Annotated in this window: 30 protein-coding genes; 23 read left to right on the top strand and 7 right to left on the bottom strand. The window is 64.2% G+C overall.

Annotated features, from left to right (window positions below; translation table 11 throughout):
- Nucleotides 1-39: 39 nt before the first annotated feature.
- The 8 genes from RA21_RS22615 (at nt 40) to RA21_RS11460 (ending at nt 5843) form a co-directional block, all read left to right on the top strand.
- Nucleotides 40-690 (top strand): hypothetical protein, encoded by a 651-nt coding sequence (locus tag RA21_RS22615; RefSeq protein ID WP_152610536.1) that lies wholly within the window; start codon nt 40-42, stop codon nt 688-690.
- Nucleotides 687-1115, top strand: coding sequence for a hypothetical protein (locus tag RA21_RS11485; RefSeq protein WP_039148954.1), 429 nt, complete (start codon nt 687-689; stop codon nt 1113-1115). Before RA21_RS22615 ends, RA21_RS11485 begins: the two co-directional genes overlap by 4 nt.
- Before the next feature lie 98 nt (nt 1116-1213).
- Nucleotides 1214-1606 (top strand): DUF6497 family protein, encoded by a 393-nt coding sequence (locus RA21_RS23155; protein WP_342586522.1) that lies wholly within the window; start codon nt 1214-1216, stop codon nt 1604-1606.
- A gap of 214 nt (nt 1607-1820) precedes the next feature.
- Complete coding sequence (locus RA21_RS23435; RefSeq protein WP_019295689.1) at nt 1821-1955, top strand: hypothetical protein; 135 nt, start codon at nt 1821-1823, stop codon at nt 1953-1955.
- Nucleotides 1956-2024: 69 nt separating this feature from the next.
- Complete coding sequence (locus RA21_RS11475; RefSeq protein WP_039148948.1) at nt 2025-2369, top strand: hypothetical protein; 345 nt, start codon at nt 2025-2027, stop codon at nt 2367-2369.
- A 445-nt stretch (nt 2370-2814) separates the two neighbouring features.
- On the top strand, nt 2815-3018 hold the full coding sequence (locus RA21_RS11470) for a hypothetical protein (protein ID WP_029204763.1): 204 nt from the start codon (nt 2815-2817) through the stop codon (nt 3016-3018).
- A 128-nt stretch (nt 3019-3146) separates the two neighbouring features.
- A complete protein-coding gene (locus tag RA21_RS11465; RefSeq protein ID WP_039148945.1) occupies nt 3147-5192 on the top strand; it encodes an acetyl-CoA carboxylase biotin carboxylase subunit in 2046 nt (681 codons plus the stop codon).
- Between the two features lie 147 nt (nt 5193-5339).
- Nucleotides 5340-5843, top strand: a complete 504-nt coding sequence (locus RA21_RS11460) for a hypothetical protein (RefSeq protein ID WP_039148943.1) — start codon at nt 5340-5342, stop codon at nt 5841-5843.
- Between the two features lie 19 nt (nt 5844-5862).
- On the opposite strand, the gene RA21_RS11455 is transcribed toward RA21_RS11460, so the two are convergent.
- A complete protein-coding gene (locus RA21_RS11455) occupies nt 5863-6297 on the bottom strand; it encodes a DUF4174 domain-containing protein (protein ID WP_039148939.1) in 435 nt (144 codons plus the stop codon).
- A 177-nt stretch (nt 6298-6474) separates the two neighbouring features.
- On the opposite strand from RA21_RS11455, the gene RA21_RS11450 reads away from it, so the two are divergent.
- From RA21_RS11450 to RA21_RS11440, 3 genes are all read left to right on the top strand, one after another.
- Nucleotides 6475-7407, top strand: coding sequence for a hypothetical protein (locus RA21_RS11450; protein WP_039148936.1), 933 nt, complete (start codon nt 6475-6477; stop codon nt 7405-7407).
- The gene (gene scpA / locus RA21_RS11445; RefSeq protein ID WP_039148934.1) at nt 7373-9502 is read left to right on the top strand and encodes a methylmalonyl-CoA mutase; all 2130 of its coding nucleotides are present in this window, start codon (nt 7373-7375) and stop codon (nt 9500-9502) included. Before RA21_RS11450 ends, scpA begins: the two co-directional genes overlap by 35 nt.
- Before the next feature lie 295 nt (nt 9503-9797).
- On the top strand, nt 9798-10286 hold the full coding sequence (locus tag RA21_RS11440; protein WP_039148930.1) for an MAPEG family protein: 489 nt from the start codon (nt 9798-9800) through the stop codon (nt 10284-10286).
- Between the two features lie 27 nt (nt 10287-10313).
- On the opposite strand, the gene RA21_RS11435 is transcribed toward RA21_RS11440, so the two are convergent.
- Complete coding sequence (locus RA21_RS11435; protein ID WP_039148927.1) at nt 10314-11132, bottom strand: alpha/beta fold hydrolase; 819 nt, start codon at nt 11130-11132, stop codon at nt 10314-10316.
- A gap of 48 nt (nt 11133-11180) precedes the next feature.
- Between RA21_RS11435 and RA21_RS11430 the strand changes: the two genes are divergently transcribed.
- The 11 genes from RA21_RS11430 to RA21_RS11380 all read left to right on the top strand — a co-directional run bounded on the left by RA21_RS11430 (nt 11181) and on the right by RA21_RS11380 (nt 17972).
- Nucleotides 11181-11495: an ArsR/SmtB family transcription factor gene (locus RA21_RS11430; protein WP_029204761.1), complete on the top strand. Its 315-nt coding sequence runs from the start codon at nt 11181-11183 to the stop codon at nt 11493-11495.
- 84 nt (nt 11496-11579) lie between these two features.
- Nucleotides 11580-12188: a VOC family protein gene (locus RA21_RS11425; protein WP_039148925.1), complete on the top strand. Its 609-nt coding sequence runs from the start codon at nt 11580-11582 to the stop codon at nt 12186-12188.
- Nucleotides 12185-12706 (top strand): GNAT family N-acetyltransferase, encoded by a 522-nt coding sequence (locus tag RA21_RS11420; protein ID WP_019295677.1) that lies wholly within the window; start codon nt 12185-12187, stop codon nt 12704-12706. The genes RA21_RS11425 and RA21_RS11420 overlap by 4 nt, the downstream gene beginning before the upstream one ends.
- A gap of 9 nt (nt 12707-12715) precedes the next feature.
- The gene (locus RA21_RS11415; protein WP_039148923.1) at nt 12716-13414 is read left to right on the top strand and encodes a molecular chaperone DjiA; all 699 of its coding nucleotides are present in this window, start codon (nt 12716-12718) and stop codon (nt 13412-13414) included.
- Nucleotides 13395-14390: an endonuclease/exonuclease/phosphatase family protein gene (locus tag RA21_RS11410; RefSeq protein WP_029204760.1), complete on the top strand. Its 996-nt coding sequence runs from the start codon at nt 13395-13397 to the stop codon at nt 14388-14390. The genes RA21_RS11415 and RA21_RS11410 overlap by 20 nt, the downstream gene beginning before the upstream one ends.
- A gap of 233 nt (nt 14391-14623) precedes the next feature.
- Nucleotides 14624-14881, top strand: a complete 258-nt coding sequence (locus tag RA21_RS11405) for a YjhX family toxin (protein ID WP_039148920.1) — start codon at nt 14624-14626, stop codon at nt 14879-14881.
- Between the two features lie 11 nt (nt 14882-14892).
- Nucleotides 14893-15339 carry a GNAT family N-acetyltransferase gene (locus tag RA21_RS11400; RefSeq protein WP_039148917.1) on the top strand — a complete coding sequence of 149 codons (447 nt, stop codon included), beginning with the start codon at nt 14893-14895 and terminating at the stop codon, nt 15337-15339.
- Nucleotides 15340-15403: 64 nt separating this feature from the next.
- Entirely contained in the window at nt 15404-15925 is a 522-nt protein-coding gene (locus RA21_RS11395) for a GNAT family N-acetyltransferase (protein ID WP_052257640.1), read from the top strand.
- 233 nt (nt 15926-16158) lie between these two features.
- Complete coding sequence (locus tag RA21_RS11390) at nt 16159-16353, top strand: hypothetical protein (protein ID WP_039148915.1); 195 nt, start codon at nt 16159-16161, stop codon at nt 16351-16353.
- A gap of 8 nt (nt 16354-16361) precedes the next feature.
- Complete coding sequence (locus RA21_RS11385; RefSeq protein ID WP_082008934.1) at nt 16362-17510, top strand: Hint domain-containing protein; 1149 nt, start codon at nt 16362-16364, stop codon at nt 17508-17510.
- A gap of 81 nt (nt 17511-17591) precedes the next feature.
- Complete coding sequence (locus tag RA21_RS11380) at nt 17592-17972, top strand: hypothetical protein (protein ID WP_039148912.1); 381 nt, start codon at nt 17592-17594, stop codon at nt 17970-17972.
- Nucleotides 17973-17984: 12 nt separating this feature from the next.
- Here the strand turns inward: RA21_RS11380 and RA21_RS11375 are convergent, their stop codons facing one another.
- The 5 genes from RA21_RS11375 to RA21_RS11355 all read right to left on the bottom strand — a co-directional run bounded on the left by RA21_RS11375 (nt 17985) and on the right by RA21_RS11355 (nt 24004).
- Entirely contained in the window at nt 17985-19583 is a 1599-nt protein-coding gene (locus tag RA21_RS11375) for a Ppx/GppA family phosphatase (RefSeq protein ID WP_039148909.1), read from the bottom strand.
- A gap of 52 nt (nt 19584-19635) precedes the next feature.
- On the bottom strand, nt 19636-20343 hold the full coding sequence (locus tag RA21_RS11370; protein ID WP_039148906.1) for an HdaA/DnaA family protein: 708 nt from the start codon (nt 20341-20343) through the stop codon (nt 19636-19638).
- Between the two features lie 4 nt (nt 20344-20347).
- The gene (locus RA21_RS11365) at nt 20348-21436 is read right to left on the bottom strand and encodes an AI-2E family transporter (RefSeq protein ID WP_019295667.1); all 1089 of its coding nucleotides are present in this window, start codon (nt 21434-21436) and stop codon (nt 20348-20350) included.
- 229 nt (nt 21437-21665) lie between these two features.
- On the bottom strand, nt 21666-22643 hold the full coding sequence (locus RA21_RS11360) for an isopenicillin N synthase family dioxygenase (RefSeq protein WP_039148903.1): 978 nt from the start codon (nt 22641-22643) through the stop codon (nt 21666-21668).
- The gene (locus RA21_RS11355) at nt 22640-24004 is read right to left on the bottom strand and encodes an FAD-dependent oxidoreductase (protein WP_039148900.1); all 1365 of its coding nucleotides are present in this window, start codon (nt 24002-24004) and stop codon (nt 22640-22642) included. The genes RA21_RS11360 and RA21_RS11355 overlap by 4 nt, the downstream gene beginning before the upstream one ends.
- A 222-nt stretch (nt 24005-24226) precedes the next feature.
- On the opposite strand from RA21_RS11355, the gene RA21_RS11350 reads away from it, so the two are divergent.
- Nucleotides 24227-25828 (top strand): BCCT family transporter, encoded by a 1602-nt coding sequence (locus RA21_RS11350; RefSeq protein WP_019295664.1) that lies wholly within the window; start codon nt 24227-24229, stop codon nt 25826-25828.
- Nucleotides 25829-26007: the final 179 nt, after the last annotated feature.

Raw genomic sequence — 26007 nt, 5'->3', positions numbered from 1 at the left:
TTTGCTCTGCGAGAGGTCCGCGAAATCAAGGAGTCAGAATTGTTCGCAATTAAAAAAACACTTTTTGCCTCAGTTGTGGCTGCTGCCTCCATTTTGGGGTGGGTGTCTGAGGCGGATGCAGGGAAAGACGTCAAGATTTCCAAAAAAGACGTCTACCTAATGATGCTGTATAGCCGTCGTCAGGATGCCCCTTTTACCGGAGCCATATTTTGTCCGGTCAAGGAAGGTTCGGTTCAGGACTGCCGTAAGAAAACTGGAGGTTACCTTTTCGGAAATTATCGTTGGGACCTGAAATCCACCTGGTTTCCATTGAACCGGGAAGAGGGACTTCCCTACGCCCTGTTTGACAATGTGAAGCACAAGGCTGGCGGGCAATATGTTCTCACGTCCGGAACTTTTGGAATTGATGCACTGGACCACAATCCAGTTGTCCCTGAAGGCGTCACTTACGCATTAAATTCTGAACCCGGAACAGTTTTTGTGATCCCGGAAAAAGGGCAGTCTCAAAAACAAGCGATACAGACCGCAAGGACGCTCCTAAGGAGCAAATACGGGGACGCTGTAAACCAGCTCCAAATCAAGCTCATCAGTGCGGTCAAATACACCTGCACGGGATTGGGGAGTAGCAGAACGTGTACTCCTGGAAAGGCCGTAAATCCTTCTTCCATCGTTAAAGATTGGGATAGATGACCCGCACCCCCTGGCATATCACCCGCACGGACAGCAGCCTGACGCTGTCGCGCCGCCTGCCTGCCCGCTTCGACGTGGTGGCGGAAACGGTGCTGCCTGCCGCTGATCCCCTGCGGCTGGCGCATCAGATCCGTCAGGACATGTGGCGCAAGCTGCAGTCCCTGCGCGGCTTCTCCCCTGTGGTGGAGATCACCGCCGAAGGGCAGGGGCTGCGGGTGCGTGCAGGCGGCCAGGTGACGGGCCGGGTGCCTGCCAATGCCGCCGCGCTGATAGCAGAGGTTCTGGATAACCCCGCCCGCCGCGCCCGCTGGATCCGCCATGCCAGCAGGGGCCGGGACGCCTCGCTGCCCGATTCCCCGGCAGATGCGAAGGATTCGCATAGATTCGCGGCAAAAATTGACATGGAGGCCGAATCAGCGTCATGATCCGCGCCAGCCGATATCAGACAGCGCGCGCCACTTGCGCAGCGCCTGCAGCTCCGGCCGGAGGAGCCCGGGCAACCGGGGGCCGGGGCTGCGGATATCTGGCGGCAATCCCCTTTGCCTTCTGTGCCCTGACCGCCGCGGCGGCAGATGCCGTCTCCGTGCCCTCGGGCCAGCCTGTGACGCTGGCAGAAGTGCTTCTGGACGAGGCCCCTGGCCAGTCCGGCGAAACCTGGGCGCGGTTCCGCTTCCTCGCACCGCAGATCGCCCGTGAAAGCGGAACAGTCAGCTATGAGGCCGCCGCCCCCGACATGGACCACCTTTGCGGCAGCATCGCGCTGCCCTATCTGGCCGAACATGGCCTGACCGCGGCGCGGGTGGTGATTTCGCTCTCCGACCGGATGGTGCCCTTTGGCGCCCAGGACCCGGACGCGACCCAGTTCTTCGAAGCCTACCGCCCCGACGGCGCCGCCTGCATGTGGGAGGCTTTCTGATGGTTCCACAATATCTTGCGGGTCTTGGGCAGGATCGGCGGAATCTTGCGGCATTGCAGCCACAGCCCCGTCAATTGCCGCGATTTGCATGTGACTTGGCCGCAAACCCGGTTATCCTCGCCGCGGGCAGTCATAAGGCTGCCTTCGCATTGAGGTTGAGGCACGCGGACGGCACAGCCGCCGCAGGTTTCACACATTTTATCAGGAGACAGAAATGTCCAAGAGCATCAAGCTTTTCGCCCTGGCAGGCCTGCTGGCCGCCGTCACCGCCTGCGCCCAGCAGGAAGAAGAATTCGTCGTTGTTGAGCCGGTCACCGAAGAACCGGTTTTCACCGGCAAGTACAACTAAACACTACAGGGGTCCGGCCCTGCGGCCGGCCCCCGCCGCCCCGTGGGGTGCCGGACCGGAGGCACCCAAATGCTGAAACACCGCGGGTTCCCGGGCCGTATGCCCGGCACAGATTTCCAATTCACCATCCGCCGCCCCAACCCCAAAGGGGTCACGCCGCTGACCCGGCGCGAGCGCTTCCGCGACCGCAAGAACGTCGACAAACGCGTCGACCTGATGTTCATGCAGTCCCTGTGGGAGCATTTCGGCGACCAGCCGTTTGAGCGCGGCAACCTCGATGCAGGCCGTCTCAGCTGGCTGTTCGGCCGCGAGGTGATCCCGGCCGAAGATCCCTTTGATCCCGCAAGCTATGAGGCGCTGCTGGTTATCAACGAGGCGGTTGCGCGCGCGTCCTTCCCGGAGGCGTTCGACTGATGGCGCGCACCCGGACGCATATCTCGGGCTTGGCGGCGCGGTCCCTTGCGCGCAGCCTGTCCCGGCGTCCGGGGCGCCGCAATTTCGGCGTGAATTTGCACACGGCCCTTCCAGTTCAGCAGGAATCTGCCAAATTCGGGGGTGTTGAATTTCAGGGGCTTACAGCTGCTGCCGCCCGGTGCATCGTGGGTCAAGCAGCGCAGCCACGCTGCTGTGCCGAGCATCTGTTCCGGCCCCTTCGCCTGAACGGGCAGGTACGCGCCCCCATCCGCGGCCTGCCCGTCTTTTATCCCCTTCAGGCATTGGCGGAAGCTTGCCGCATCTCCCCCCCGGTGCGGCAAGCCTCCGCCCATCAGACACCCCGGATCCGAGCAGCGTTGCGCCCGGCTTGCCAGCCTGCAAATTCCGCAGGGACACTGACGTCCCCGGAAGAAGGAACATGGACATGCGGGCAAAATCTCTCATCGCGGCGCTGTCGCTCTGCGGCCTTGTGGCAGCCTGTGGCGACACCACCGGCGAACGGATCATCTACGGCGGCGGCGCCGGCGCGCTTGGCGCTGCAGTGCTGGATGCCAACCTGGTCACCGGCGCAGCCGTCGGCGTGGCCGCAAACCTCGTTTACTGCGAGCAAAACCCCCGCAAATGCTGAGGGTGCTGCCGCGGCACTGAACAGCTGCCCCTCGCGGGCGGCTACTGAAATCGCGCAAACGCCGCGTCCGGGCTTTCCCCGGGCGCGGCGTTTTGCATTCCGGAATACCAAGGAACAAGGGACTGCCTATGTTTGATAAGATCCTGATCGCCAACCGGGGCGAGATCGCCTGCCGTGTGATCAAAACCGCGCGCAAGATGGGTATCAAAACCGTTGCCATCTACTCCGACGCCGACAAGCAGGCCCTGCATGTGCAAATGGCCGACGAGGCCGTCCACATCGGCCCGCCGCCTGCCAACCAGTCCTATATCGTCATCGACAAGGTGATGGAGGCGATCCGCGCAACCGGCGCGCAGGCGGTGCATCCGGGCTATGGCTTCCTCTCCGAGAACTCCAAGTTCGCCGAGGCGCTCGAGGCCGAAGGCGTTGCCTTTGTCGGCCCCCCCAAGGGCGCGATCGAGGCGATGGGCGACAAGATCACCTCCAAGAAAATCGCCCAGGAGGCAGGCGTCTCCACGGTGCCCGGCTACATGGGCCTGATTGCCGATGCCGACGAGGCGGTTAAGATCTCGAATGAGATCGGCTACCCGGTGATGATCAAGGCCTCCGCCGGCGGCGGCGGCAAGGGCATGCGGATCGCCTGGAACGACGAGGAAGCCCGCGAAGGCTTCCAGTCCTCCAAGAACGAGGCCGCAAACTCCTTCGGCGACGACCGGATCTTCATCGAGAAATTTGTCACCCAGCCGCGCCACATCGAAATCCAGGTGCTCTGCGACAAGCACGGCAACGGCATTTACCTGGGTGAGCGCGAATGCTCGATCCAGCGCCGCAACCAGAAAGTTGTCGAAGAAGCCCCGTCGCCCTTCCTTGATGAGGAAACCCGCAAGGCGATGGGCGAGCAGGCCGTGGCACTGGCCAAGGCCGTTGGTTACTCCTCTGCCGGCACCGTGGAATTCATCGTCGACGGCGACAAGAACTTCTACTTCCTGGAAATGAACACCCGCCTGCAGGTGGAACATCCGGTGACTGAGCTGATCACCGGCGTCGACCTGGTGGAGCAGATGATCCGCGTCGCTGACGGGGCCGAACTGCCGATGCGCCAGGAAGATGTGAAACTCACCGGCTGGGCGATTGAAAACCGTCTTTATGCCGAAGATCCCTACCGCGGCTTCCTGCCCTCCATCGGCCGCCTGACCCGCTACCGCCCGCCGGCGGAAACCGCGGCTGGCCCGATGCTGGTCAACGGCAAATGGCAAGGTGATGCGCCTGCTGGCGAGACCGCCGTGCGCAACGACACCGGCGTCTATGAGGGCGGCGAGATCTCGATGTACTACGACCCGATGATCGCCAAGCTCTGCACCTGGGCGCCGACCCGCGAGGACGCCATCGGCGCCATGCGGACCGCGCTCGACAGCTTCGAGGTGGAGGGCATCGGCCACAACCTGCCGTTCCTCAGCGCGGTGATGGACCACCCGATCTTTATCGACGGTTCCATGACCACCGCCTTCATCGAGGAACAGTACCCCGACGGGTTTGAGGGCGTTGAACTGCACAGCGACGACCTGCGCAAGATCGCGGCCGCCTGCGCCGCCATGCACCGGGTTGCCGAAATCCGCCGCACCCGCGTGTCGGGCCGGATGGACAACCATGAGCGCAAGGTCGGCACCGACTGGGTGGTGAGCCTGCAGGACCAGTCCTTCAACGTGGAGATCGACGCTGACCGCGACGGCGCCACCGTCAATTTCGAGGGCGGCGGCAGCTACCGTGTGACCTCCGACTGGACCCCGGGCGACCAGCTGGCCACCCTGCAGGTGAACGGCGAGACCCTGGTGCTGAAGGTGGGCAAGGTGACCCAGGGCTTCCGCGTCCGCTCCCGCGGCGCTGACCTGGCCGTCAAGGTGCGCACTCCGCGTCAGGCCGAACTGGCCGCGCTGATGCCGGAAAAGGTCGCGCCCGATACCTCCAAGATGCTCCTGTGCCCGATGCCCGGCCTTATCGTGAAGGTCGACGTCGAAGTGGGGCAGGAGGTCCAGGAGGGCCAGGCGCTCTGCACTGTCGAAGCCATGAAGATGGAAAACATCCTGCGCGCCGAGCGTAAGGGGGTGGTGTCCAAGATCAACGCATCCGCTGGCGACAGCCTGGCGGTTGATGATGTGATCATGGAATTCGAATAATGCACCTTGGGGCAGGCACATATGCACGCGGGCAGGCGGGTTTTCCCGCCCCCGCAGCCGTGCCTGCCCCGCAAAATACGGTGCCATGCACCAAATCTTCAGTTTTTTCTGCGACACTGCGGGCGTTTGACCACTCCAAGGTGCCGCATGACCCGTCTCCTGACCTGTCTTTTGACCGTTCTGGCCGTCCTGTCCGCCTGCGCGCTGGACAAGGAGGAGGCGCTGCGCGCCCAGCTCTCCGCCTGGGTGGAACTGGGGGAGACGTTCTTTTTCCAAAGCTCAATGAGCTGCACCGCAGCGGTGTTTCACACCGCGGAGAACCCGCGCATCACCTCGCTGGTGGACCGTGCGCGGTCCCTCAATACTGGCATGAAGATGCTGGAGGCCGGCAAGCCGGTGATGTTTGCGGTCTCGGGCAAATCCCCCAATGCGGTGACAGAGGACATCATGTCCCGCGACCTGCCGCAGGGGCTGGGGGTGCTGAATTCGGGGCTGGCAGGGGTCAGCTGCATGACCGATCTGGTCAAATCCGTCTATTACCAGGCGATCCGCAACCCGGGCTCCAGCCTGGTCTTCGTGCCGGAAACCGGCGCGATGGTGGTGCTGGACAAACAGGCGATGGCGCTGATCTACGTCCGCGGCAACGGCTGACCGGAACCGCCCGGCAGGCTCAGCCGCCGCGCCGTTCTTCCACTTCGCGCAGCCGTTCCGGGAACTTGTCGATGGTGCGGGACAGCTCGCGCACCGTCCAGGGATGCGGCTTCCTCAGCTTGACGCCGCCGTCCTTGCCCACCAGCACCAGCATGAACCCGCGCGGCCGCAGCTTCTTGCGCAGGGCCGACTTGGCAGCCGGATCGGTATCGGTCAGCACCACCACATCGCGCGTCTTCAGCGCCTCGATGCCCTCCATCAGCCGCTCCATCTGCTCATGGAACCGCGGGTCCTCGGGGCTGTCGGCAAACACCACCACCGGGCGGTGCGTCCACTGGAATTCCTCCAGCTCCACATCATACCCGGGCTGTATCAATTCAGGCGCACTGCCATCCGCCGCCGCAGCCGCCAGCGGCAGGAACCCTGCCAAAACAACGCTAAGGATTGCTCTCATAATCTCTCCTGTTGTGTTGAATATATGTGTGCCGGCGGCAAATGCGACTGTGAAATCCGCAGCTTGGCGAAAAAACATAAACGTTAACGGGATAATGAGGGGTTGCCGGCCATGATCGTGCCATTCCCCTTGACCGGGCTGCGGCCTGCGGCCCTTCATCAGAGGCCCCGTAACGCTATGAAAGTGATCCTGCACTCCGGCGCGCACCGCTGCGCAACCACCTCGTTCCAGGAATACATGCGCCACAATGCGCAAGCCCTCGAAAAACAGGGTATCGGTTTCTGGGGGCCTTACCGCACCCGCAACGGGCTGTTCCACGGCATCCAGCCGGGGCCGGCCCCGGTGTCCGGCCGCAACCTGGTGCAGCGCGCCCAGGGCCGTCTGAAAATCCAGATGGCGGACAGCAGCGGCCAGGGCATCCGCCAGCTGCTGGTGAGCGAGGAAAACATGATCGGCTCGGTGCGCCAGAACCTGCGGCTCGGCGATCTCTACGGCGGTGTGGGCGAACGCATGGCACGCTTCTCCCAGGCATTCGGCGGCGCAGTCACCGATGTGGCGCTCTCGATCCGCAGCCTCGACAGCTACTGGACTTCGGCGCTGGCCTACGCAGTGGCCCGCGGCCACAAGCTGCCCTCCGCGGCCACGCTGGACCGGCTGGCGCAGTCGCCGCGCAGCTGGCGCGACGTGATCACCGACATTGCTGCCGCGATGCCGGATGTAAACCTGCATGTGCTGCCGTTTGAAACCTTCGGCACCCGGCCTGAGGCCGCACTGCAAGCGCTCACCGGCATCGAGGCGCCGCGCACCCACGCGCGGGTGCGCCTCAATGCCTCGCTCTGCCTGCAGGACCTGCGCGCCAGCCTGCCGTCCCGGGTGGCGGCCGGCCTGCCTGATGGCGCAGGCCGCTGGCGCCCCTTCGACGACGCGCAGACCGCATATCTGCGCGAGGCTTACGCCGACGACATCATGTGGCTGGCGGGCGGGGCGGACGGCCTCGCATCACTGGCACAGGACCCGGAAAAACAGGCGGCGGGCACGAACCCGCCCCGTATCGCACTGACAAGAGGAAGACCTGATGACAAACAAAGACGAATGGCGGGCTCTGGCTGAGAAAGAGCTGCGCGGACGGGCGGTCGACGACCTCAACTGGCAGACGCTGGAAGGCATCGAGGTCAAGCCGCTCTATACCGAAGACGATACCAGGGATCTGCCCCACATGGGCACGCTTCCCGGTTTCGGCCCCTTCACCCGCGGGGTGAAGGCCACCATGTATGCAGGCCGCCCCTGGACCATCCGCCAGTACGCGGGCTTCTCCACCGCCGAAGAATCCAACGCCTTCTACCGCCGCAACCTGGCCGCGGGCCAGCAGGGCGTCTCGGTCGCCTTCGACCTCGCCACCCACCGCGGCTATGACAGCGACCACCCGCGCGTGGTCGGCGATGTCGGCAAGGCCGGCGTGGCCATCGATTCAGTTGAGGACATGAAAATCCTGTTCGACGGCATCCCGCTCGACAAGGTCTCGGTCTCGATGACCATGAACGGCGCGGTGATCCCGGTTCTGGCGTCTTTCATTGTCGCCGGTGAGGAGCAGGGCCACGACAAGAGCCTGCTGGCGGGCACCATCCAGAACGACATCCTCAAGGAGTTCATGGTCCGCAACACATATATCTATCCGCCGAAACCCTCGATGCGGATCATCTCGGACATTATTGAGTACACCTCGAACGAGATGCCCAAGTTCAACTCCATCTCGATCTCCGGCTACCACATGCAGGAGGCCGGCGCGAACCTGGTGCAGGAGCTGGCCTATACCATCGCCGACGGCCGCGAATACGTGCGCGCCGCACTGGATGCCGGCATGGACGTGGACAAATTCGCAGGCCGCCTGTCGTTCTTCTTTGCGATCGGCATGAACTTCTTCATGGAAATCGCCAAGCTGCGCGCCGCCCGCACCCTGTGGCACAGGGTGATGACCGAGTTCGGCGCCAAGTCCGAACGCTCCAAGATGCTGCGCACCCACTGCCAGACCTCGGGCGTGTCGCTGCAAGAACAGGATCCCTACAACAACGTGATCCGCACGGCGTATGAGGCGATGTCTGCCGTGCTTGGCGGCACTCAGTCGCTGCACACCAATGCGCTGGATGAGGCCATCGCACTGCCCACCGATTTCTCCGCCCGCATCGCCCGCAACACCCAGCTGGTGCTGCAGGAGGAAACCGGCGTCACCAATGTGGTCGATCCGCTGGCCGGCTCCTACTACATCGAAAGCCTCACGGCGGAACTGGTGGAGAAGGCCTGGGCGCTGATGGAAGAGGTCGAGGAGATGGGCGGCATGACCAAGGCCGTCGAAAGCGGCATGCCCAAGCTCCGCATCGAAGAGTCGGCAGCCCGCCGCCAGGCGATGATCGACCGCGGCGACGAGGTTGTGGTTGGCGTCAACAAGTACCGCAAGGACAAGGAAGACCCGATCGACATTCTGGATGTCGACAACCACGCGGTGCGCGACGCCCAGATCGCCCGCCTGCAAAAGATGCGCGAGACCCGCGACGAGGCTGCCTGCCAGGCGGCGCTCGATGAACTGACCCGCCGCGCCGCATCAGGCGAGGGCAACTTGCTGGAAGCCGCAGTCGAAGCCGCCCGCGCGCGGGCCTCAGTCGGAGAGATCTCCATGGCAATGGAAAAGGAATTCGGCCGCCACCGCGCGGAAGTCAAAACCCTGGCCGGCGTCTATGGCGCGGCGTATGAGGGCGACGAGGGCTTTGCCGCGATCCAGAAATCGATCGAGGAGTTCGCCGAGGAAGAAGGCCGCCGCCCGCGTCTGCTGGTGGTCAAGATGGGCCAGGACGGCCACGACCGCGGCGCCAAGGTGATCGCCACCGCCTTTGCCGATATTGGCTTTGACGTCGACGTGGGCCCCTTGTTCCAAACCCCGGAGGAAGCCGCCCAGGACGCCATCGACAACGACGTCCACGTGATCGGCATCTCGTCCCAGGCGGCGGGCCACAAGACGCTGGCGCCGCAGCTGGTCGAGGCGCTGAAGGCCGAAGGCGCGGGCGACATCATCGTGATCTGCGGCGGTGTCATTCCGCAGCAGGACTACGAGTTCCTGTACTCCAAAGGCGTCAAGGCGATCTTCGGCCCCGGCACCAACATCCCCGAGGCCGCCCAGGACATCCTGCGCCTGATCCGCGAAGCGCGCGCCTGACACGCAGGCCGCATCTGCGGGGCAGGGGAGGTCCTCCCGTACCCGCAGGTGCCCGCCCTCCGGGCCGCCCCCTTGGCGGCTTTGGGTCCGGCAGCCCGCCCCGATGGGGTGGGCTGCCTGCATCGCGCACAGGCGCGATGCCGCGCCCAACCGGCGCGGATGGGCCTTTGGCTCAGTCAAGCGCCGGGCGGGAGTGCCCGTTGCTTTAGAAACATGGTGCCGCTTGCCGCAGCTTTCCGCCGGGTCTGATACGCCATGCCTTGGCAAACCGTAGCGGCGGTGATTGAGTGGCGCCATGCAGCGCAGCAAACGCCCCCGGATCCTCACCGGCATGGCCCTCGGCGCCCTCTGGGGCCTGCTGGTTGTTGGCCTGCCGCAATGGCTGGGCCTGCCCTATATCCCGGCCCCCATCGCATTGCCCGGCGCCTTCCTCGCGCCGGGGCTGGTGCTGGCACTGATCATCGGCCGCCTGGCGCAGCGGCGGTTCTTCGATGACGCCATCATCGACGGAGAGCCCTTCGCCCCCGGCTCCCCGGCCGAGATCGACCAGCGCGTGCTGACCAACAGCATCGAGCAGCTGGTGCTGGCACTTGCCATCTGGCCCTTTGCCGCCGTCACCCTGGGCGGCGCCGTAGCCATCGCCCTCGGCCTTTCCTTCGCCGTCATGCGGCTGTTGTTCTGGGGCGGCTACCACCTGTCGCCGCCTTTGCGGGGGCTAGGCTTTGCCGGGACGTTTTACCCGACGGTGATTGCGGGCATCTGGGCGCTGGTGGTTTGGATGTGAAGGCGGGCCGGAACAGTCCGCAGGGCGTTAGCCGGTACCAGCCTGCCCAAGCATCGCCGCCACAATGGCCTCCGGGCAGTCTTCTTGAAGCAGGTGCCCGGCGCGAGGAACCGGCTGGCACGGCGTGCCGGCGATCAAACCGGCCAGCTCATGCCCCTTGGCAATCGGGATCCATTGATCCTCCTCCCCCCACAGCACCTTGACCGGGCAGTCCAGCAACCGGTACTGCGGCTCGATCTCGTCAGTAAACGCCTGATCCATCTGCGCAATCTGCCGGTAAAAGGCCGCCTGACCGGTCTCTCCCGTCCAGGGCGACGCATAGATGTCCAGCGCCTCTTCGCTGAGCGTCTGATGGGCCGCTGTTTGCAGATAGGCGCGCAGAAGGGCCTGATGCATATAGTCCGGCATCCCGGCAAAGGCAGCCTCGTGTTTCTTCACATGCTGCACAAAGGGAGAGCCCCAGGGCTGCAGCGCCACCGCGTCGAAAATCGTCAGCGAGGCATAGCGCAGCCCGTTCAGGAAATGCCCCCGCAGCGCGGTTGCGCCGCCGAAATCATGGGCCAGCACATGCGGCCGCTCCAGCCCCCATTCCTTGAACAAGGCAGCAAGTATCCGGTTCTGCACCCCCAGAGAGACATCTTGCCCGTCGTGCATTTCAGACTGCCCATAACCGGCCATGTCAAAGAAATAGACCGTCCAGCGGTGTTTCAGATGCGGCACGATCCTGCGCCAGACCTGCGAGGAAAACGGGGTGCCATGCAGGGCAACAAGCGCCGGCCCGGTGCCTTCCTTGCCCCAGCGGATGGTGTTCCCCTCAATTTCGCTCGTTTGATTCAATTGCAGCATGGCGATTCTCATATTGTAAATTAGCTAAATGACGATATGAATGGATGCATGGACAGGTCAACACAAATCAAGGCGCTGGCAAGCAGCACCAGAATGGAGGTTCTGCGCCTGCTTGCGGAGCCGGGCAAGCACTTCGGCAGCCAATGGTCCGCTGACCCGGTGGAGTTCGGGGTTTGCATGACGCTGATTGCTGAGGCCTTGGAAGTGTCGCAGCCCACGGCAAGCCGGCATTTGGATATTCTGCGGCAGGCGGGGTTCATCACCGTTCGCAAACACCAGAAATGGTCATACTGCCAGCGGGATGAGGCTGTGATCCGCGACTATCTTCAATGGCTGGGGCAGGAACTGGCAGTGGCCGGATAGCTTGCCAAACCTCGGCAGCACCAGATCCCGCCTTGCACCCCGCCGCAACCCCGTTAGTCTCACGCGCAAAAGGGGAGGGTAGACATGATACTCGATCACCTGGCAGTGGCCGGCGCAACGCTGGAGGAAGCCGCGGCGCATGTAGAGCAGTCGCTCGGCATCGCCCTCGGCCCCGGCGGCTCTCATGCCCGCTATGGCACCCATAACCGGCTGACCGGGCTGGAGGACGGGCTCTATCTGGAGGCCATCGCCATCGACCCGGACGCCCAGCCCGAAGAGCAGCCGCGCTGGTTCAACCTCGACCAATTTGCAGGCCCGGCACGGCTCAGCAACTGGATCCTGCGCAGCGAAGATCTGGAAGCGGAGAAACCCCTGCTGCCGCCCCATGCGCAGCGCCACGTGCAAATGCAGCGCGGGGACTTGCGCTGGCTGATGACGGTGCCCGCGGACGGGCTGCTGCCCTATGACAACCTGTTCCCGGCGGTCCTGCAATGGCAGGCGGAACCGCCTGCAGCAAAATTGCCGCAATCGAACTGCCGCCTGACCCGCCTGATCCTCAGCCACCCGGAGGCCTCTGATTTACAGACCGCGCTTGACCGCATCCTCAACGACCCGCGCCTGAAGGTCGAACAGGGCGCGCCGGCAATGATGGCGGAATTTGACACGCCGCATGGGCCGAGGGTGCTGCGATGATCATCCGTCCCGCAACCGAGGCTGATGCCGGGGCGGTCTGCGCCATCGCCAACTGGGTGATCCGCGACACGCTGGCCACCTTCAACACCCTTGAAAAGACCCCGGAACAGGTGAGGGAGCAGATCACGGCGAGCAACGGCGCCTATCTGGTGGCGGAACAGGACGGGGAAATCCTCGGCCACGCGCATTTCTTCCCGTTTCGCTCCGGCCCCGGCTACCGCTTCACGGCTGAGCACACCATCCACCTGCTGCCCGCGGCGCAAGGCAGGGGGGCCGGCCGCCGCCTCATGCAAGCGCTGGAGAATAAGGCCAAGGAAGCGCAGATCCACGTCCTGATCGCCAGCGTCAGCAGCGCCAACCCTGCTGCCATCGCCTTTCACGCCGCTTTGGGCTACGTGGAAACCGCCCGGATGCCGGAGCTTGGCTGCAAGAACAACCTCTGGCTCGACACTGTTTTCATGCAGAAAATCCTGACACCGGGTATTCCCGCCCCTGACAGTGCCGCCAAAGCCGGATAGGCTCGCCCCATGTCACTCTGGACCCGCATATCCGACGCGCTGGCTGCGCTTGCCGCAGGTGAAAGCCTCACCGACGTCTTTGACAAGCTGCGCGCGCCGCCTGAACGCACCGTGGCCTTTGCCATTGCCGTCATCGCGCTTGGCGCCAAGATGGCCAAGGCCGACGGCCAGGTCACCCGCGATGAGGTCACCGCCTTCCGCGAGGTGTTCCAGATCGCACGGGATGATGAGGCCGGCGCCGCCCGTGTCTTCAACATGGCGCGCACCGATGTGGCCGGTTACCAGGAATACGCCCGCCGCATCCAGCGGATGTTCGGAAACGACCCCACCACGCTGTGTGACTTGATGGAGGGGCTGTTTCACATCGCCATGGCGGATGGCTTCTACCACCCGGGCGAAAACGAGTTCCTGGAGGAGGTGAGCCGCATCTTCGGCCAGACTCCGCAGCAGTTCCAGGCCCTGCGCGCGCGCTTCGTGCCGGATGCGCCCAAGGACCCCTACACCGTGCTGGGCGTCTCGCCTGAGATGACCCGCGAGGAGATCCGCAAGCACTGGCGCCAGCTGGTGCGCGACACCCACCCGGATGCGATGATCGCCCGCGGCGTGCCGGAGGAGGCGGTGCGGCTGGCGGAAAAGCGGATGATCGACATCAACCGCGCCTGGGATGAAATCAGCGGATGCGGCGGCAATGCGGCTGGCCACGTATAACATCGAATGGTTCGCCTATCTGTTCGATAAGGACGACAAGCTGATGCTGGACGCCAAGCCCTCTGGCGTGCATGGCGTCGACCGCTACACCCAAGGCCGCGCCATCGCCCATGTGCTGCAGCGCATCGACGCCGATGCCATCATGGTGGTCGAGGCGCCCAACACCGGCCGCAGCCAGCGCACCACCCGCGCCCTGGAAAACTTCGCCGCTGAGGCCGGTCTCCGGGCGCGCGAGGCGGTCAGCGGCTTTCCGAATGACACCCATCAGGAAATCGCGCTGCTTTATGATCCGGATGTGCTGGACGCGGTGCATGATGCGCGCTCCAGCCCCGCCGCACCGCGGTTTGACGGGGTGTTCGAGATCGACCTCGACGTGGATGAGCGGCTGGACCAGGTGGCGTTCTCCAAACCGCCGCTGGAACTGGCGGTGACTACCAAGGGCAGAACTGTCTTGCGGCTGATCGGCGCCCACCTGAAATCCAAGGCGCCGCATGGGGCCAGAACGCCGGAGGCTATCACTGCCGCCGCCATCGCCAACCGCCGCAAGCAGCTGGCGCAGGCGATCTGGCTGCACCGCCGGGTTAAGGAGCACGCCGCCGCAGGTGAGCATGTGATGGTTCTGGGAGACCTCAACGACGGCCCCGGTCTCGACCAGTACGAGCAACTGTTCGGCCAGTCCTCGGTGGAGATCGTGATGGGCGATCTGCTGCACGACCCTCACGCGCAATGCCTGCTGCAGCCGCGCCCGGACATCCCGCCCAGCACCTCGCGGTTCTACAATGCCGAGACCAAGCGCTTCACCCGGGCGCTCTTGGACTATGTGATGATCTCGCAAAGCCTGATGGGCCTGCGCCCCCAATGGCGCATCTGGCACCCGTTTGAGGACGGCGAATGCTACGCCGACGCAGAGATGCGACAGGCGCTGCTGGATGCCTCGGACCATTTCCCGGTGACGCTGGATATCGAGCTGGGGTGAGGCAGGCATAGAGTATGCCTGCTGTTCATGGCCTTGACAGTTTGCAGACCGCTGCTTAAATGGCCCTTGCACGAGGGGCACGATGCCTCTTGCAATGGAGATTTTATGAAAGAGCCCCGGGCCTAACGCCCGTTCCTGGCGAAACTCACAGGAACACCCGCAAAGATAGGCACACTCACGCGCTGACGCTGAGTGACCCTGTTTCTGTGCTTTCATAAAATCGAGACATCCCCATGAATATCTCAAAGCACGAGCAACGTGTTTTGCATGAACTCGCCCTGGGCGGCGAGATTAAATACGCACGCGGCGACAACGGCAAAGTGCACTCCGTCCAGTGTTATACACGCGACGGCTTTGTCTTCTCAGCCTGCACGATGGACGTGTTCAAGCGCCTCAAGGACAAGCGCTTCATCAAATCGAAGAACGGCAGCCCCTATCGCATCACGCATTTAGGGAACCAATCCGTGCGCGCCCAAATGAACCAGCGATAGGACAGAAGAAGATGACAGATAACACGTTCTCTATCCGCCCCTATCATGCCGATGACACGGATGCGGTGATTGCCGTCTGGCAACAGGCCAACGCGCTCGCGCATCCGTTCCTCAGCCCGGACTTCGTGGCAGAGGTGCAGCAGGCCATGCGCAGCATCTACCTGCCCAATGCGGAAACCTGGGTGCTGGAGGAAGCAGGCACCGTCATCGGTTTCATTGCCCTCATTGGCAATGAAATCGGCGGCCTGTTTCTGGAGCCGTCCAGACACGGCCGGGGATACGGCAGGGCGCTGGTTGATCATGCGGTGGCTCTGAAAGGGCCGCTGAAGGTCGAGGTCTTTCGCGACAACACCATCGGGCGGCCGTTCTACGAACGCTACGGCTTCGAATTTGCCGGGGACGCGCTTCACGAACCCTCCGGACAGGTGAGCCGGAAGATGGCGATGCCCGGTGCCTGACCACCCTTCAACAGGCCGTCCCCCGCGCGGGGCGGCCACACCATTCCTCCAAAGGAGACCAGAAATGGACAACATGGAAAAAGAAAACATCATCGACGTTCACCGCCGTGCTTTCGGCCCGGACGAAGGGCCGGAGATCGCAAAGCTTGCCGAAAGCTTCCTTGATCACCCGGACACCATCTCAATCAGTGTCAGCCGCGATGGCAAGACCGCGGGCAACGTGCTGTTCACGCCCTTCGTTTTTGAGGACCACCCGGGCAAAAAATGCTGCCTGCTCGCACCCTGCGGCGTGTTGCCGGAGTTTCAGGGCCATGGCGTCGGCAAGGAGCTGATGGAAACCAGCATCGCGCACCTAAAGTCCGCGGGCTTTGACGCAGTGTTCGTGCTGGGCGTCCCCGCATTCTATCCCCGCTACGGCTTTGTCCCGACGGACAAGCAGACACCGTACCCGGATCTGCTGACCATGCCGGAATCCTGGATGGCGCTGGAGCTGACCGCCGGAACAGTCGCAAAGCTGAGCGGCAAGACAAAGGCGATCCCTGAGTTCATGCAGCCGGCGATGTGGGACACCTCCGCGTACGGCTAAGCGCAGAAGCCCGGATCTGTGCACCCCGGACGGTTTGACGGGGAAGGCCGGCGCGGAAGTCGCGCCGGCTTTTCAGATAGCCAGCGCCTGAAAGCTGCAGGTCCTGTTCTGGTTTTCATTAAATTTTAGGCAACTAGCGGCAGACTTGCACTTGCGGGCGCGCGTACTGCTCTCCACCTTTGGTTGCGGTGGGTGGCGTTCGCGGTGTGATCCGCATGCGCAGGTGCCGGAGTATGAGCGAGCAAGACAGAAACAGGGCCTTTGCGGCTGAGCTGGAAGCCCGGTTCGGCGCGGAGCTTGACAGCCGAGAGCGCGAAACCGCGGCGCAGGCACTGGGCCGGGATGCGGCCCGCTGCCGACTGCGTCCGGGCGGGTTGCGCGCGCTGTTCAAGGCGCTGGATGAAACCGAATCCGCGGGCCGGGACTGAGCATTGCCATGGCGGAATATACGGCAGAAGCCTTCAAGTGGTCTGGCACCGGCTACAACGCGCAGTACAACACCTCCCACACCGCGGTGTTCAAGGACAATGACGCTGCTTACCAGGGTGACGGCGACAACGGCGAGCGCATCAGCATCGATGGCGGCTCCTTCGGCAAGACAGCCGGCAGCCCCTATGCCATCGACATCGCCTTCACTGACACCGGCGGAGCGCAGCACACCGAAACCTTCTATTTCTTCAATACCGGCGGAGAATGGTATTTCGTGCCGGGGCCGGGCTCTGCCTTCACCACCGGCGCCACGCTGGGCAGCTATCAAAGCCATACCAGCGGCTGGAACTACGCGGATGTGGTCTGTTTCGCCCGCGGCACACGCATCGCCACCGCCGAGGGCCCCTGTCCGGTCGAGATGCTGCGCCCGGGTCAGCAGGTTCTGACCGCCGATGGCGGCTATGCCGTGCTGCAAATGGTGACCTGCCGCGCAGTCAGCGCAGAACAAATCCGCCGCAACCCGAATTTGCGCCCGGTGCTGATCCGCGCCGGTGCGCTGGGTGCAGGTCTGCCGCAGCGCGACTTGCGGGTGTCACGCCAGCACCGGCTGCTGATCAGTTCCCGCATTGCAGGCCGCATGTTCGGCCAGGAACAGGTGCTTGCGGCTGCCCACCAGCTGACGGCGCTGCCCGGTATCCGCATCGACGACGCGGTGGCGGAGGTGGAGTATTTCCACCTGATCTTCGACCGGCACGAGGTTGTGCTGGCCGAAGGTACCCCGGCGGAAAGCCTGCTGATGGGGCCGGAGGCGCTGAAGACCCTGCCACCCGCCGAACATGCCCGGCTCAAGCGCCTGTTTCCGGCGCTGGACGGTGCAGCCCCGCCGCCCGTGCCTGCGCGGCAGATCCCGGAGGGCAAGCAGCAGCGGAAGCTGATCGCCCGCCACAAGAAGAACAGCCAGCCATTGCTGCAGACCTATGAGCCGCAACCGGAGCCTGCCGCCGACAAGGCTCCAGCCGCCGCAGGGCCCAGCCGCACCCCCTGCAGCACCGGCCTTGGCAAGCTGCCGCTGATCCTGTTAGATCCGCTGACCGGGCCGGGCCCGGGTGGCAGGCCTTCGCAGGCCGCGGCGGTGCCGGTCTCCCGGCGTTCCTGATGGCGGCTGCCCCGGCTGGCATTCATCGCCTATGCCGCGTTCCCCCTGTTACACCCCGCATCAGGCCTCTATATTAGCCCCATGAAACACCTCATCCTGCCTGCCGCCCTGATCGCCCTGATGTCCGCGCCGCTTTCTGCCCAGGAAGCGGAAGAGGAGGGGACCGGCCCCTCGCTGATGGAGCGCGGGGCGGAGCTGTTCTGGGAAGGGCTGCGCCAGGAAATGGCGCCGACGCTTGAGGACCTGCAGGGCATGATGGAGGAGATCGGCCCCTCGATGGGTGCCTTCCTGGCAGAGATGGGGCCTGCGCTGGCGGAGATCGCCAAGGAGGTGGAGGACTGGAGCGCTTATGAGCTGCCGGAAATCCTGCCCAACGGCGACATCATCATCCGCAAAAAGCCCAAGGACAACGCGCCCGCCAAGGAAGACAAGGGTGAAGACGAGGGCGTCACCGAAATCTGACGCCCGCGCTGATTATTCTTGCGCCTGTTCCGGCTCGGGTTCCGGTGCGGGTTTGACAAAGCGCAGGTCAATCTCCGCATCCAGCGCCTTGGCCAGCGACTTCAGCCGCGACTCCGCCACCTCGCCGTACAGCGGCCGTGCGGTGTCCGGCAGATCCACATGCAGCACCCGCTTGCGCGGCTGCCAGCGCAAAGACCCGATGTCGCCGTTGCCGGTCACCATCAGCATCGCGCCGAACCGCATCGCCTTGCCCAGCACCTCCGCCTCGTGCTGGCCCTTTTCGTCCAACAGATCATAGAGATACTCGAAAGAGCTGCCGTGCCGCTTGTTGCTGTAGCGATGCAAGAGCGCCAGGCCCAGGAACACCCGTTCGGAATGTTTGAGCCCGCCCAGGTTGGCGCGGGTGGCGTTGTCGAAACAGACCTCGGCGCGGTAGTCGGGATGCGCCCGCCAGCTGACGTCATGCAGCAGGCAGGCCGCCTTGACCAGCCGCCGCTTGCTGTGCCTCGCGCCGCTGAAGATCGGGCTTACGAAATCATAAAGCGTCTTGCCGAAGCCAGGGACGCGCGCGTCCTTCATCTCGGCAAAACGGGAGGCCTCGACCAGCGGGTCGCGGGCGCGCAGCCGCTGCGGCATCTGTTCGTACAGCAGGCCCTCGCGGATGCCATAACTAGAGACTGCAATATCCTTGGGTTTGAAGGTCTTCACGAGCCGGGTCAGCACGTCGATCGCATAGGGCACCAGCGACATCCGGCTGGAGGAAACCCCGCAGGCGCCGCGCAGCTTGTCCAGATCGCTGGTCTCGATATAGCGGGCGGTTTCGCGCACGTCCTTGGCGGACATCCGGTATTCATGCAGCACCTTCAAAGGGTAGCCGCGCCGGTGCATGTCGATGCGGGCAATCGCCCGCCAGCTGCCGCCGACCAGGAACAGACGGTCGCGCTGCGGGCCCATTTCGCCCTTCAGCCGTTCGATCACTTCCTTGATGTGTTCCTTGCGGCCTCTGCGCCCGCCCTTGATGTCGCGCAGCTTCAGCGGCCCAAGGGATGAGGTCACCCGGCGGCCGACGGAGTTTTCCTGGATCTCGGCCAGCTCCATTGACGACCCGCCGATATCGCAGACCAGCCCATAGGCGCCGGGCCAGCCCAGCAATACGCCCTGTGCCGACAGCCGCGCCTCTTCGCGGCCGTCGATGACGTGGATTTTCAGCCCCGTTTCGCGCAGCACCTCTTCGCAGAACTCCGGCCCGTCCTGGGCGTCGCGCACCGCGGCGGTGGCGACGGCAGAGAGGGGCGGCAGCCCCATGCCCTGGGCCAGATGCTGGAACCGGCGCAGCGCCGACAGGGCGCGGGCGCGGCCCTCGGGGTTCAGGCGGCCGCTTTCGGACAGGCCGGCCCCCAGCGCGCACATGATCTTCTCGTTGTAGAAATAGGCCGGGCTGCGGGCGGCGCCGTCAAACACCACCAGGCGGACCGAGTTGGAGCCGACATCGACCACCCCCACCCGAGACAGCGCCCGGGCCTTGGGGTCATCAAAGATCGGACGCCCGAAGGGGCCCCAATCAGTTGCGGCGGCGGTGGCAGCGGCGGCGGGGTCCTGGGACAGGTTCATGAGGGCTCCGTCTTGCGATCCGCGGTCAGGATGGGGCATGGGCGGGCAACGGTCAACCGCTTGCGGATGCGTCATTTTCTGCGGCCTCTTCGCGCACTTCAGACAGCGCCCGCACCGCCAGGGGGCGGGTCAGGCTGCGTTTTTCCGCCAGCGACAGCTGGTCCAGCCGCCGCACGATCTGCGCCGCGGCGGCAAAGGAGCGGTCCATATGCGCCACCAGATAGGGAATCACATCCGGTTTCGGGGTGATCTGGCGGTCGTTGAACAGCTTGGCCAGCACCACCGCCAGCAGCTGGTCGTCGGGCGGCTGCAGTTCGGCATGGGTGGCGGCCTGCACCCGGCTTTGCAGGTCGGGCAGCGTCAGCCCCCAGAGGTTCGGCGCGCCGCGCCCGGTCATCACCAGCGAATGGCCCTGCGCCAGCACCAGATTATGCAGATGGAACAGGGCGTTCTGCTGCTCTGGATCATCCGCGATCTGCGGGACGTCCTCGACCACCACCGGGCCTTGCGCCAGCTCCGGCACCATCTGTTCGCTCAGGCCTGCGGCGGGGAGGATGCGGGCGGCGGTCTGGCTGGCCCAGACATGCGCCAGATGGGTCTTGCCCGCGCCCTTGGGGCCGGTCAGCACCAGCTTGCCGCTGGGCCAGGCAAACTGCGGGTCCAGCAGGGCGACGGCCATCGCGTTGGAAGGCGCGACAAAGAAATCCTCCCGCCCCAGCGCCGGTTTCGCCGGGAGATCAAAGCTCAGCTGCTGTGCCATCGGTTTACTCCGCGCCCGCGTCCCGCTTGACAGCAGTGGGATGGCTCTGGCCCTGATACAGGCGGCTGTCCAGGTACTGTTCGGTCAGGAAGCGGGCGATCACCCCCAGCGCCGCGGCGACAGGCACGGCAACCAGCATGCCGACAAAGCCGAACAGCGCCCCGAACACCGACAATGCCAGCAGCAGCCACACCGGGTGCAGGCCGACAGAGCCGCCCACCAGCTTGGGGGTCAGGAAGTTGCCCTCTGCCACCTGGCCGATGGCAAAGACCGCGGCAACCAGCCCGATCGACACCCAGTCGCCCCAGAACTGGAACAGCGCCAGGCCAATGGCCAGCGCGCCGCCGATCAGGGCGCCGAGATAGGGGATAAAGGTGACCAGCCCGGCGATGAAGCCGACGGCAAGGCCAAAGTTCAGCCCCACCAGCATCAGCGCCACCGCGTAATAGGTGCCAAGGATCAGGCAGACGGTGCCCATGCCGCGGATGAAGGACGCCAGCACCGCGTCAATCTCGCCGGCGATGCGGCGGATCACCGGCTGATGGTCGCGCGGCAAGAGCTCATCAATGCGGGCGACCATGCGGTCCCAGTCCAAGAGCAGATAGACCGCCACTACCGGCACGATCACCAGCAGGATCACGATGTTGAGGAAGGACGCTGCCCCGCCCAGCACCGATTGCAGCACCTCCACCGCGCGTGATTGCAGCGTCTGCGCAAAGGAGGTCACCGCTTGGTGAATGCGGCTGTTCTCCTCGAAGATCGAGGGGAAATGCTCAATCGCAAAGGTGCGTGCGTCGCGCACCAGCTGCGGCAGCACCTGGGCCAGGTCGATCATCTGCGCAATCAGCGTCGGCACCACGACCACCAGCAGCAGCAGGAAGATCAGCAGCGTGCCCACCGTGATCGTGGCGGTGGCGCCAGTGCGGCTCATGCCCCAGGCCTCCAGCCGGTCGGCAACCGGGTCAATCATATAGGCGATGGCGGCGCCGAGGATGAAGGGCATCAGCACATTGCCAAGCGCCCACATCACCACCGCAAAGACGATGGCGGCAATGCCCCAGTATTTCAGCTGCTGTTTTGCCGGTAAGGCCATGGTCCGCGTGCCGCCTCTGGTCCGTTTGCATCAGGTTCCTGGCGCCAGTCTTTCCTGATGGGGCAGGGGCTTGCAAGGGGGCAGGGCGATTCCCCTGTGGGCAAGGCGGGGATAAGGCGGAAAAGGCCGGGGGCAAGTGGGGGAAATGTTGCGCCCGGCCGCAGGCTGGGCAGCGCCCGCCCTCTCAGTGTGGGCGGGCGCTCCGCCCCCTGTGGGGCGGGGCGTTCCTTCAGCTGTGGATCGTGCCCAGCTCAGGCGTGTCTTCGCCCGCGTTCTCATCCGGCCAGTTGGTGCGCCAGATCTCCGCCGACCAATGGCCGCAATGCACCGAAGGCCGGTCGAAGCCTTCAACCGGCGGCAGCAGCGGCTGCACCACCACGTCATGGCGCGGCACCGCGAAATAGGGGAAGGAGTAGCGCTCCCTCCCGCTTTTGTTCACCACCCGGTGCGGGGTGGAGACCAGCCGCCCGCCGGACCACAGCTCCAGCATGTCGCCGATGTTCACCACAAAGCCGCCGGGCGGGCAGTCGGGGGTGATCCAGCCGCCGTCCCTTGTCTGTACCTCCAGACCGCCCACCGGGTCCGGCGCAATGATGGTCAGCGCGTCGGTGTCCTTATGCGGGTGGATGCCGAACCCTTCCTCCTCCGGCGCCTGCGGCGGGTAGTGCAGCAGGGACATGTTGGTCAGCGGCGCATCAAACGGGTCCTGAAACGCCGCCGGGTCCAGCCCCAGCCCCTCTGCCAGCGCGCCCAGCAGCAGGTGAAAGACGCCGTCCAGCTGCGCCCAGTAATCCAGGATCACCTCTTGCGCCTCGGGCACCTCAAGCGGCCAGCGGTTGGGGCCATAGAGCGGACAGGCGGCGCGGATGGGATCACCTGCCGCCACCTCATGGTGCAGTTTATAACCCTCGTATTTGTCCGCCGTGCCGCTGCCATCGTTTGGTGTGAAGAACCCCATCGGGATGTAGCCGCGGTAATTCTCCCGCGTAATTGCCTGACCCCACTTGGATTTCTCATCCACGGCAAAGATCGCCCTCACCGCGCCGCGCACGGCCTCCACACTCTCCTGCGCGACACCGGTGCCGGTGATCGACAGGAACCCGATATCCTCCGCTGCAGTCAGAATCGCGGCAACCGTTTCCTGCCGCCGGGGATGGCCCGCCTCGCGCAGCGGCGTGATGTCGATGGTGGGGATGGCTTGGGTCAATGGATCCGCACCCCCTGGCGCTTCAGCTCTGCCTGCACCGCGGAGATATCCACCGCGTCGAACTCGCAGCCCGATTTGACCGACAGCGCCGCAGCAATGCCTGCGCCTTGTCCCGCCACGGCGCAGCAGGCCATGTTGCGGGTGGCAGCATGGGCGATCCGGTCGCCGCCGATGGCGCGGCCGGTCACCAGAAGGCCCTGAACCCCCTTGGGCAGCATCGACCGGTAGGGGATCTGCATGTAGCGCCCGGTGGTGGGCAGGATCAGCACGCCGTAGCCGTCGATGAACTCCGGGTAGATGCCGATGGTGTCCTCGAACCGGCCCTGATGCCGGGTCTCGTCCTCGGTGATGTTGTGATGCGCGTCGATCTTGCGGGTGTCGCGGATGCCGATGGTCATGCCGAAGTTCCGCAGACGCGCGCCTTCGCAGCCCGGCGTATAGGCGCGCAGGGCCTCAATCGCGTGCATCGCCTGTTTGCGGCCCTCGATCTCGCCGCGGGTCATGCTGTCGGGGTTGGTGCCGTCGATGCCCGCCAGATGCACCAGGTTCATATAGGTCATCTCACCGCTGTCATGCACCGCGCCCCAGGTACCGCCGATGGTGTTCAGATGCGCCGGGATCACTCCGTCGCGGATGGCCTGTGAAAACGGTTTGGCCAGGAAGGGGGAGAACATCTCATCCTCTTTCCCTGAGGTCTCCACCTGCCATTCGCCGGTCGACCAATTGGCATAGGTCTGCGGATCGGCCTTCACACCTTCCATGAACTTCTGCTTGTCGACGCCGGCGATGTTGAACATCACGCTGGCCGCCTGCATCTGCTCCACCGGGGTCTTGATGCAAGGCGCGCCCATCATATGGGCAATGTCCGCATCCCCCGTCGCGTCGATCACCCGTTTTGCCAGCACAGCCTCGCGGCCTGCCTTGCTTTCGACGATCACGCCGGTGATCCGGCTGCCCTCGCGGATCGGGGCCACAAACACCCGGTGCAGCATCGGGTGGATGCCGGCTTCCTCGACCAGCTTATCAGCGACCAGCTTGAAGCCCTCGCTGTCCAGCTCATAGGACAGCGACTGGCTTTCCGGCACCGCCGCGCCCATTGCCTTGGCGCGTTCCTCGAACTCCCAGCCGATGCCATGGGCCTCCACCGTCTCTTCGTGCCGGTACCAGGCAAAGCCCTCGACGCCCACGGTGGTGATGTTGCCGCCGAAACAGCCGAAACGGTCCATGAGCGTGACCTCGACGCCCGCCCGCGCTGCCGCCAGCGCCGCTGCCAGCCCGCCGGGGCCGGAGCCAACCACCAGCACTTCGGTTTCATGGATGACCGGAATTTCCCGTGCCGGCTCAGTAATGGTTTTGGCCACGTCTCTCTCCCTAAGTCGTGCCGCCCTGTTTGGCGTTTCCGCTAACACTTTCGAATCTTGAACGGCGATTCAAGTTCCTTTGCGCCAGAATGCGGCAAAAGCGACATCATGCTGAGAGCAGGGCGCATACCGGCCCCAGGGAGGGTTTGCGGCGCAAATTAGGAGATTTCCGAATTTAATGCGACACTTGCAGGAGAGTTAACGAGTACAAGGGGAGGCGTCATGCCTGAAACAAAGAAAATGCTCGATCCCGACCCGAGGGTCTGGGACTTCGAGACAGAGTATGAGCTGGGACAGGACAACATCCGGCCGTTCGGCCTGGACATCCATAATCCTGTCTTCCTGATTTCCAGTATCCTGATCGCCGCTTTCGTGCTGATTGCGCTTGCCAACCAGGAGGCGGCGGCGGCCTTCTTCGGCTGGCTGCGGCCCTGGCTGACCAGCACCTTCGACTGGTTTCTGGTCCTGTCGGTGGACGCCATCACCCTGTTCTGCCTGGCGCTGATCGTCCTGCCGGTCGGCTCTGTCCGGATCGGCGGCAAGGATGCCAAGCCGGATTATTCCTATGCCGGGTGGATTGCGATGATGTTCGCGGCCGGCATTGGTATCGGCCTCTTGTTCTTCGGCGTGCTTGAGCCGGTCTACTACAACTTCTCAGAAGGCGGCGCGGCGCGGCCGCTGGGGATCGACATCAACGAGCCGGGCAATGAGTACATCGGCATTGTCGGCACCATACACCACTGGGGGCTGGAGGGCTGGGCGGTTTATGCCGCTGTCGGCCTGTCGCTGGCGATCTTCTGCTACAACCTCGATCTGCCGCTGACCCTGCGCTCGGCGTTTTACCCGATCCTGGGCGAGCGGGTCTGGGGCTGGTGGGGCCACGCCATTGATACGCTGGCGGTCTTTGCCACGCTGTTCGGGCTGACCACCTCCTTAGGCCTTGGCGCGCAGCAGGTTGCGGCCGGCCTTTATGAGGTGTTCGGGATCGAACCCAGCCCGACGGTTGTCGTGCTCTTGATCATCGGCATCACCGCGATTGCGCTGGGCTCGGTGCTGATGGGCATGGATGCCGGTGTCAAACGGCTGTCGGAAATCAACATGGTGATGGCGGTGGCGCTGTTCATCTTTGTGATCCTTGTGACCGGCATCGGCACCGCAATTGCCCGTTATTTCAGTGTGATGGTGGACTATGTTCAGCTGCTTCCGGCGCTCTCCAACCCGTTCGGGCGCGAGGACACCAGCTACTTCCACGGCTGGACGACCTTCTATTGGGCCTGGTGGATTGCCTGGTCGCCTTTTGTCGGCATGTTCATCGCCCGCATTTCCAAGGGCCGCACGGTGCGCGAGTTCGTGCTCTGTGCATTGATCGCACCCACGGCGGTTTGCGCGCTGTGGATGTCGACCTTTGGCGGCGGCGCCATCGACATGCTGAACGCCGGCGGCGCCGAGGGCGTCAAGGCGACAGTGATCGACAGCTACAAGCCCGAGGGCGCGCTGTTCGGCTTCCTGAAGGAGCTGCCTTTGTACTCGATCGTCGCACCCATCTCTCTCGTGCTGATCGTGATCTTCTTTGTGACCTCATCGGACTCGGGCTCACTGGTGATCGACACCATCACCGCAGGCGGCAAGATGGACGCCCCGGTGATCCAGCGGGTGTTCTGGTGCACGCTGGAGGGGCTGGTCGCGATTGCACTCCTGCTCGGCGGCGGACTGTCAGCGCTGCAGGGCGCGGCGGTCTCAACCGGCATCCCGTTCACGCTGGTGGTGCTGATGATGTGCTACTGCCTGTGGCTGGCGCTGCGGGCCGAGCGGGCGAAGATGTAAGGCTACGGCAAAGCCTAGGTGAAACTTCTGCGGGCGTTCCGGCGCCCGTGGTTTTCTTTTGGGACGTGTGGCGTCAGCCGCACGGCCTGCGCCTGACCTTCCCCCCGGTCTGGCGCATTCGCGCCCGCCCAAGGTCAGGCCCGGGCCATTTGCAGTATTAGCTACTTGGTTTTGGTCTG

The organism is Leisingera sp. ANG-DT (assembly GCF_000813785.1).
GTDB lineage: Bacteria > Pseudomonadota > Alphaproteobacteria > Rhodobacterales > Rhodobacteraceae > Leisingera.
Note: the sequence above shows the minus strand (reverse complement) of the source record. Positions and strands in the feature narration are given on the sequence as shown.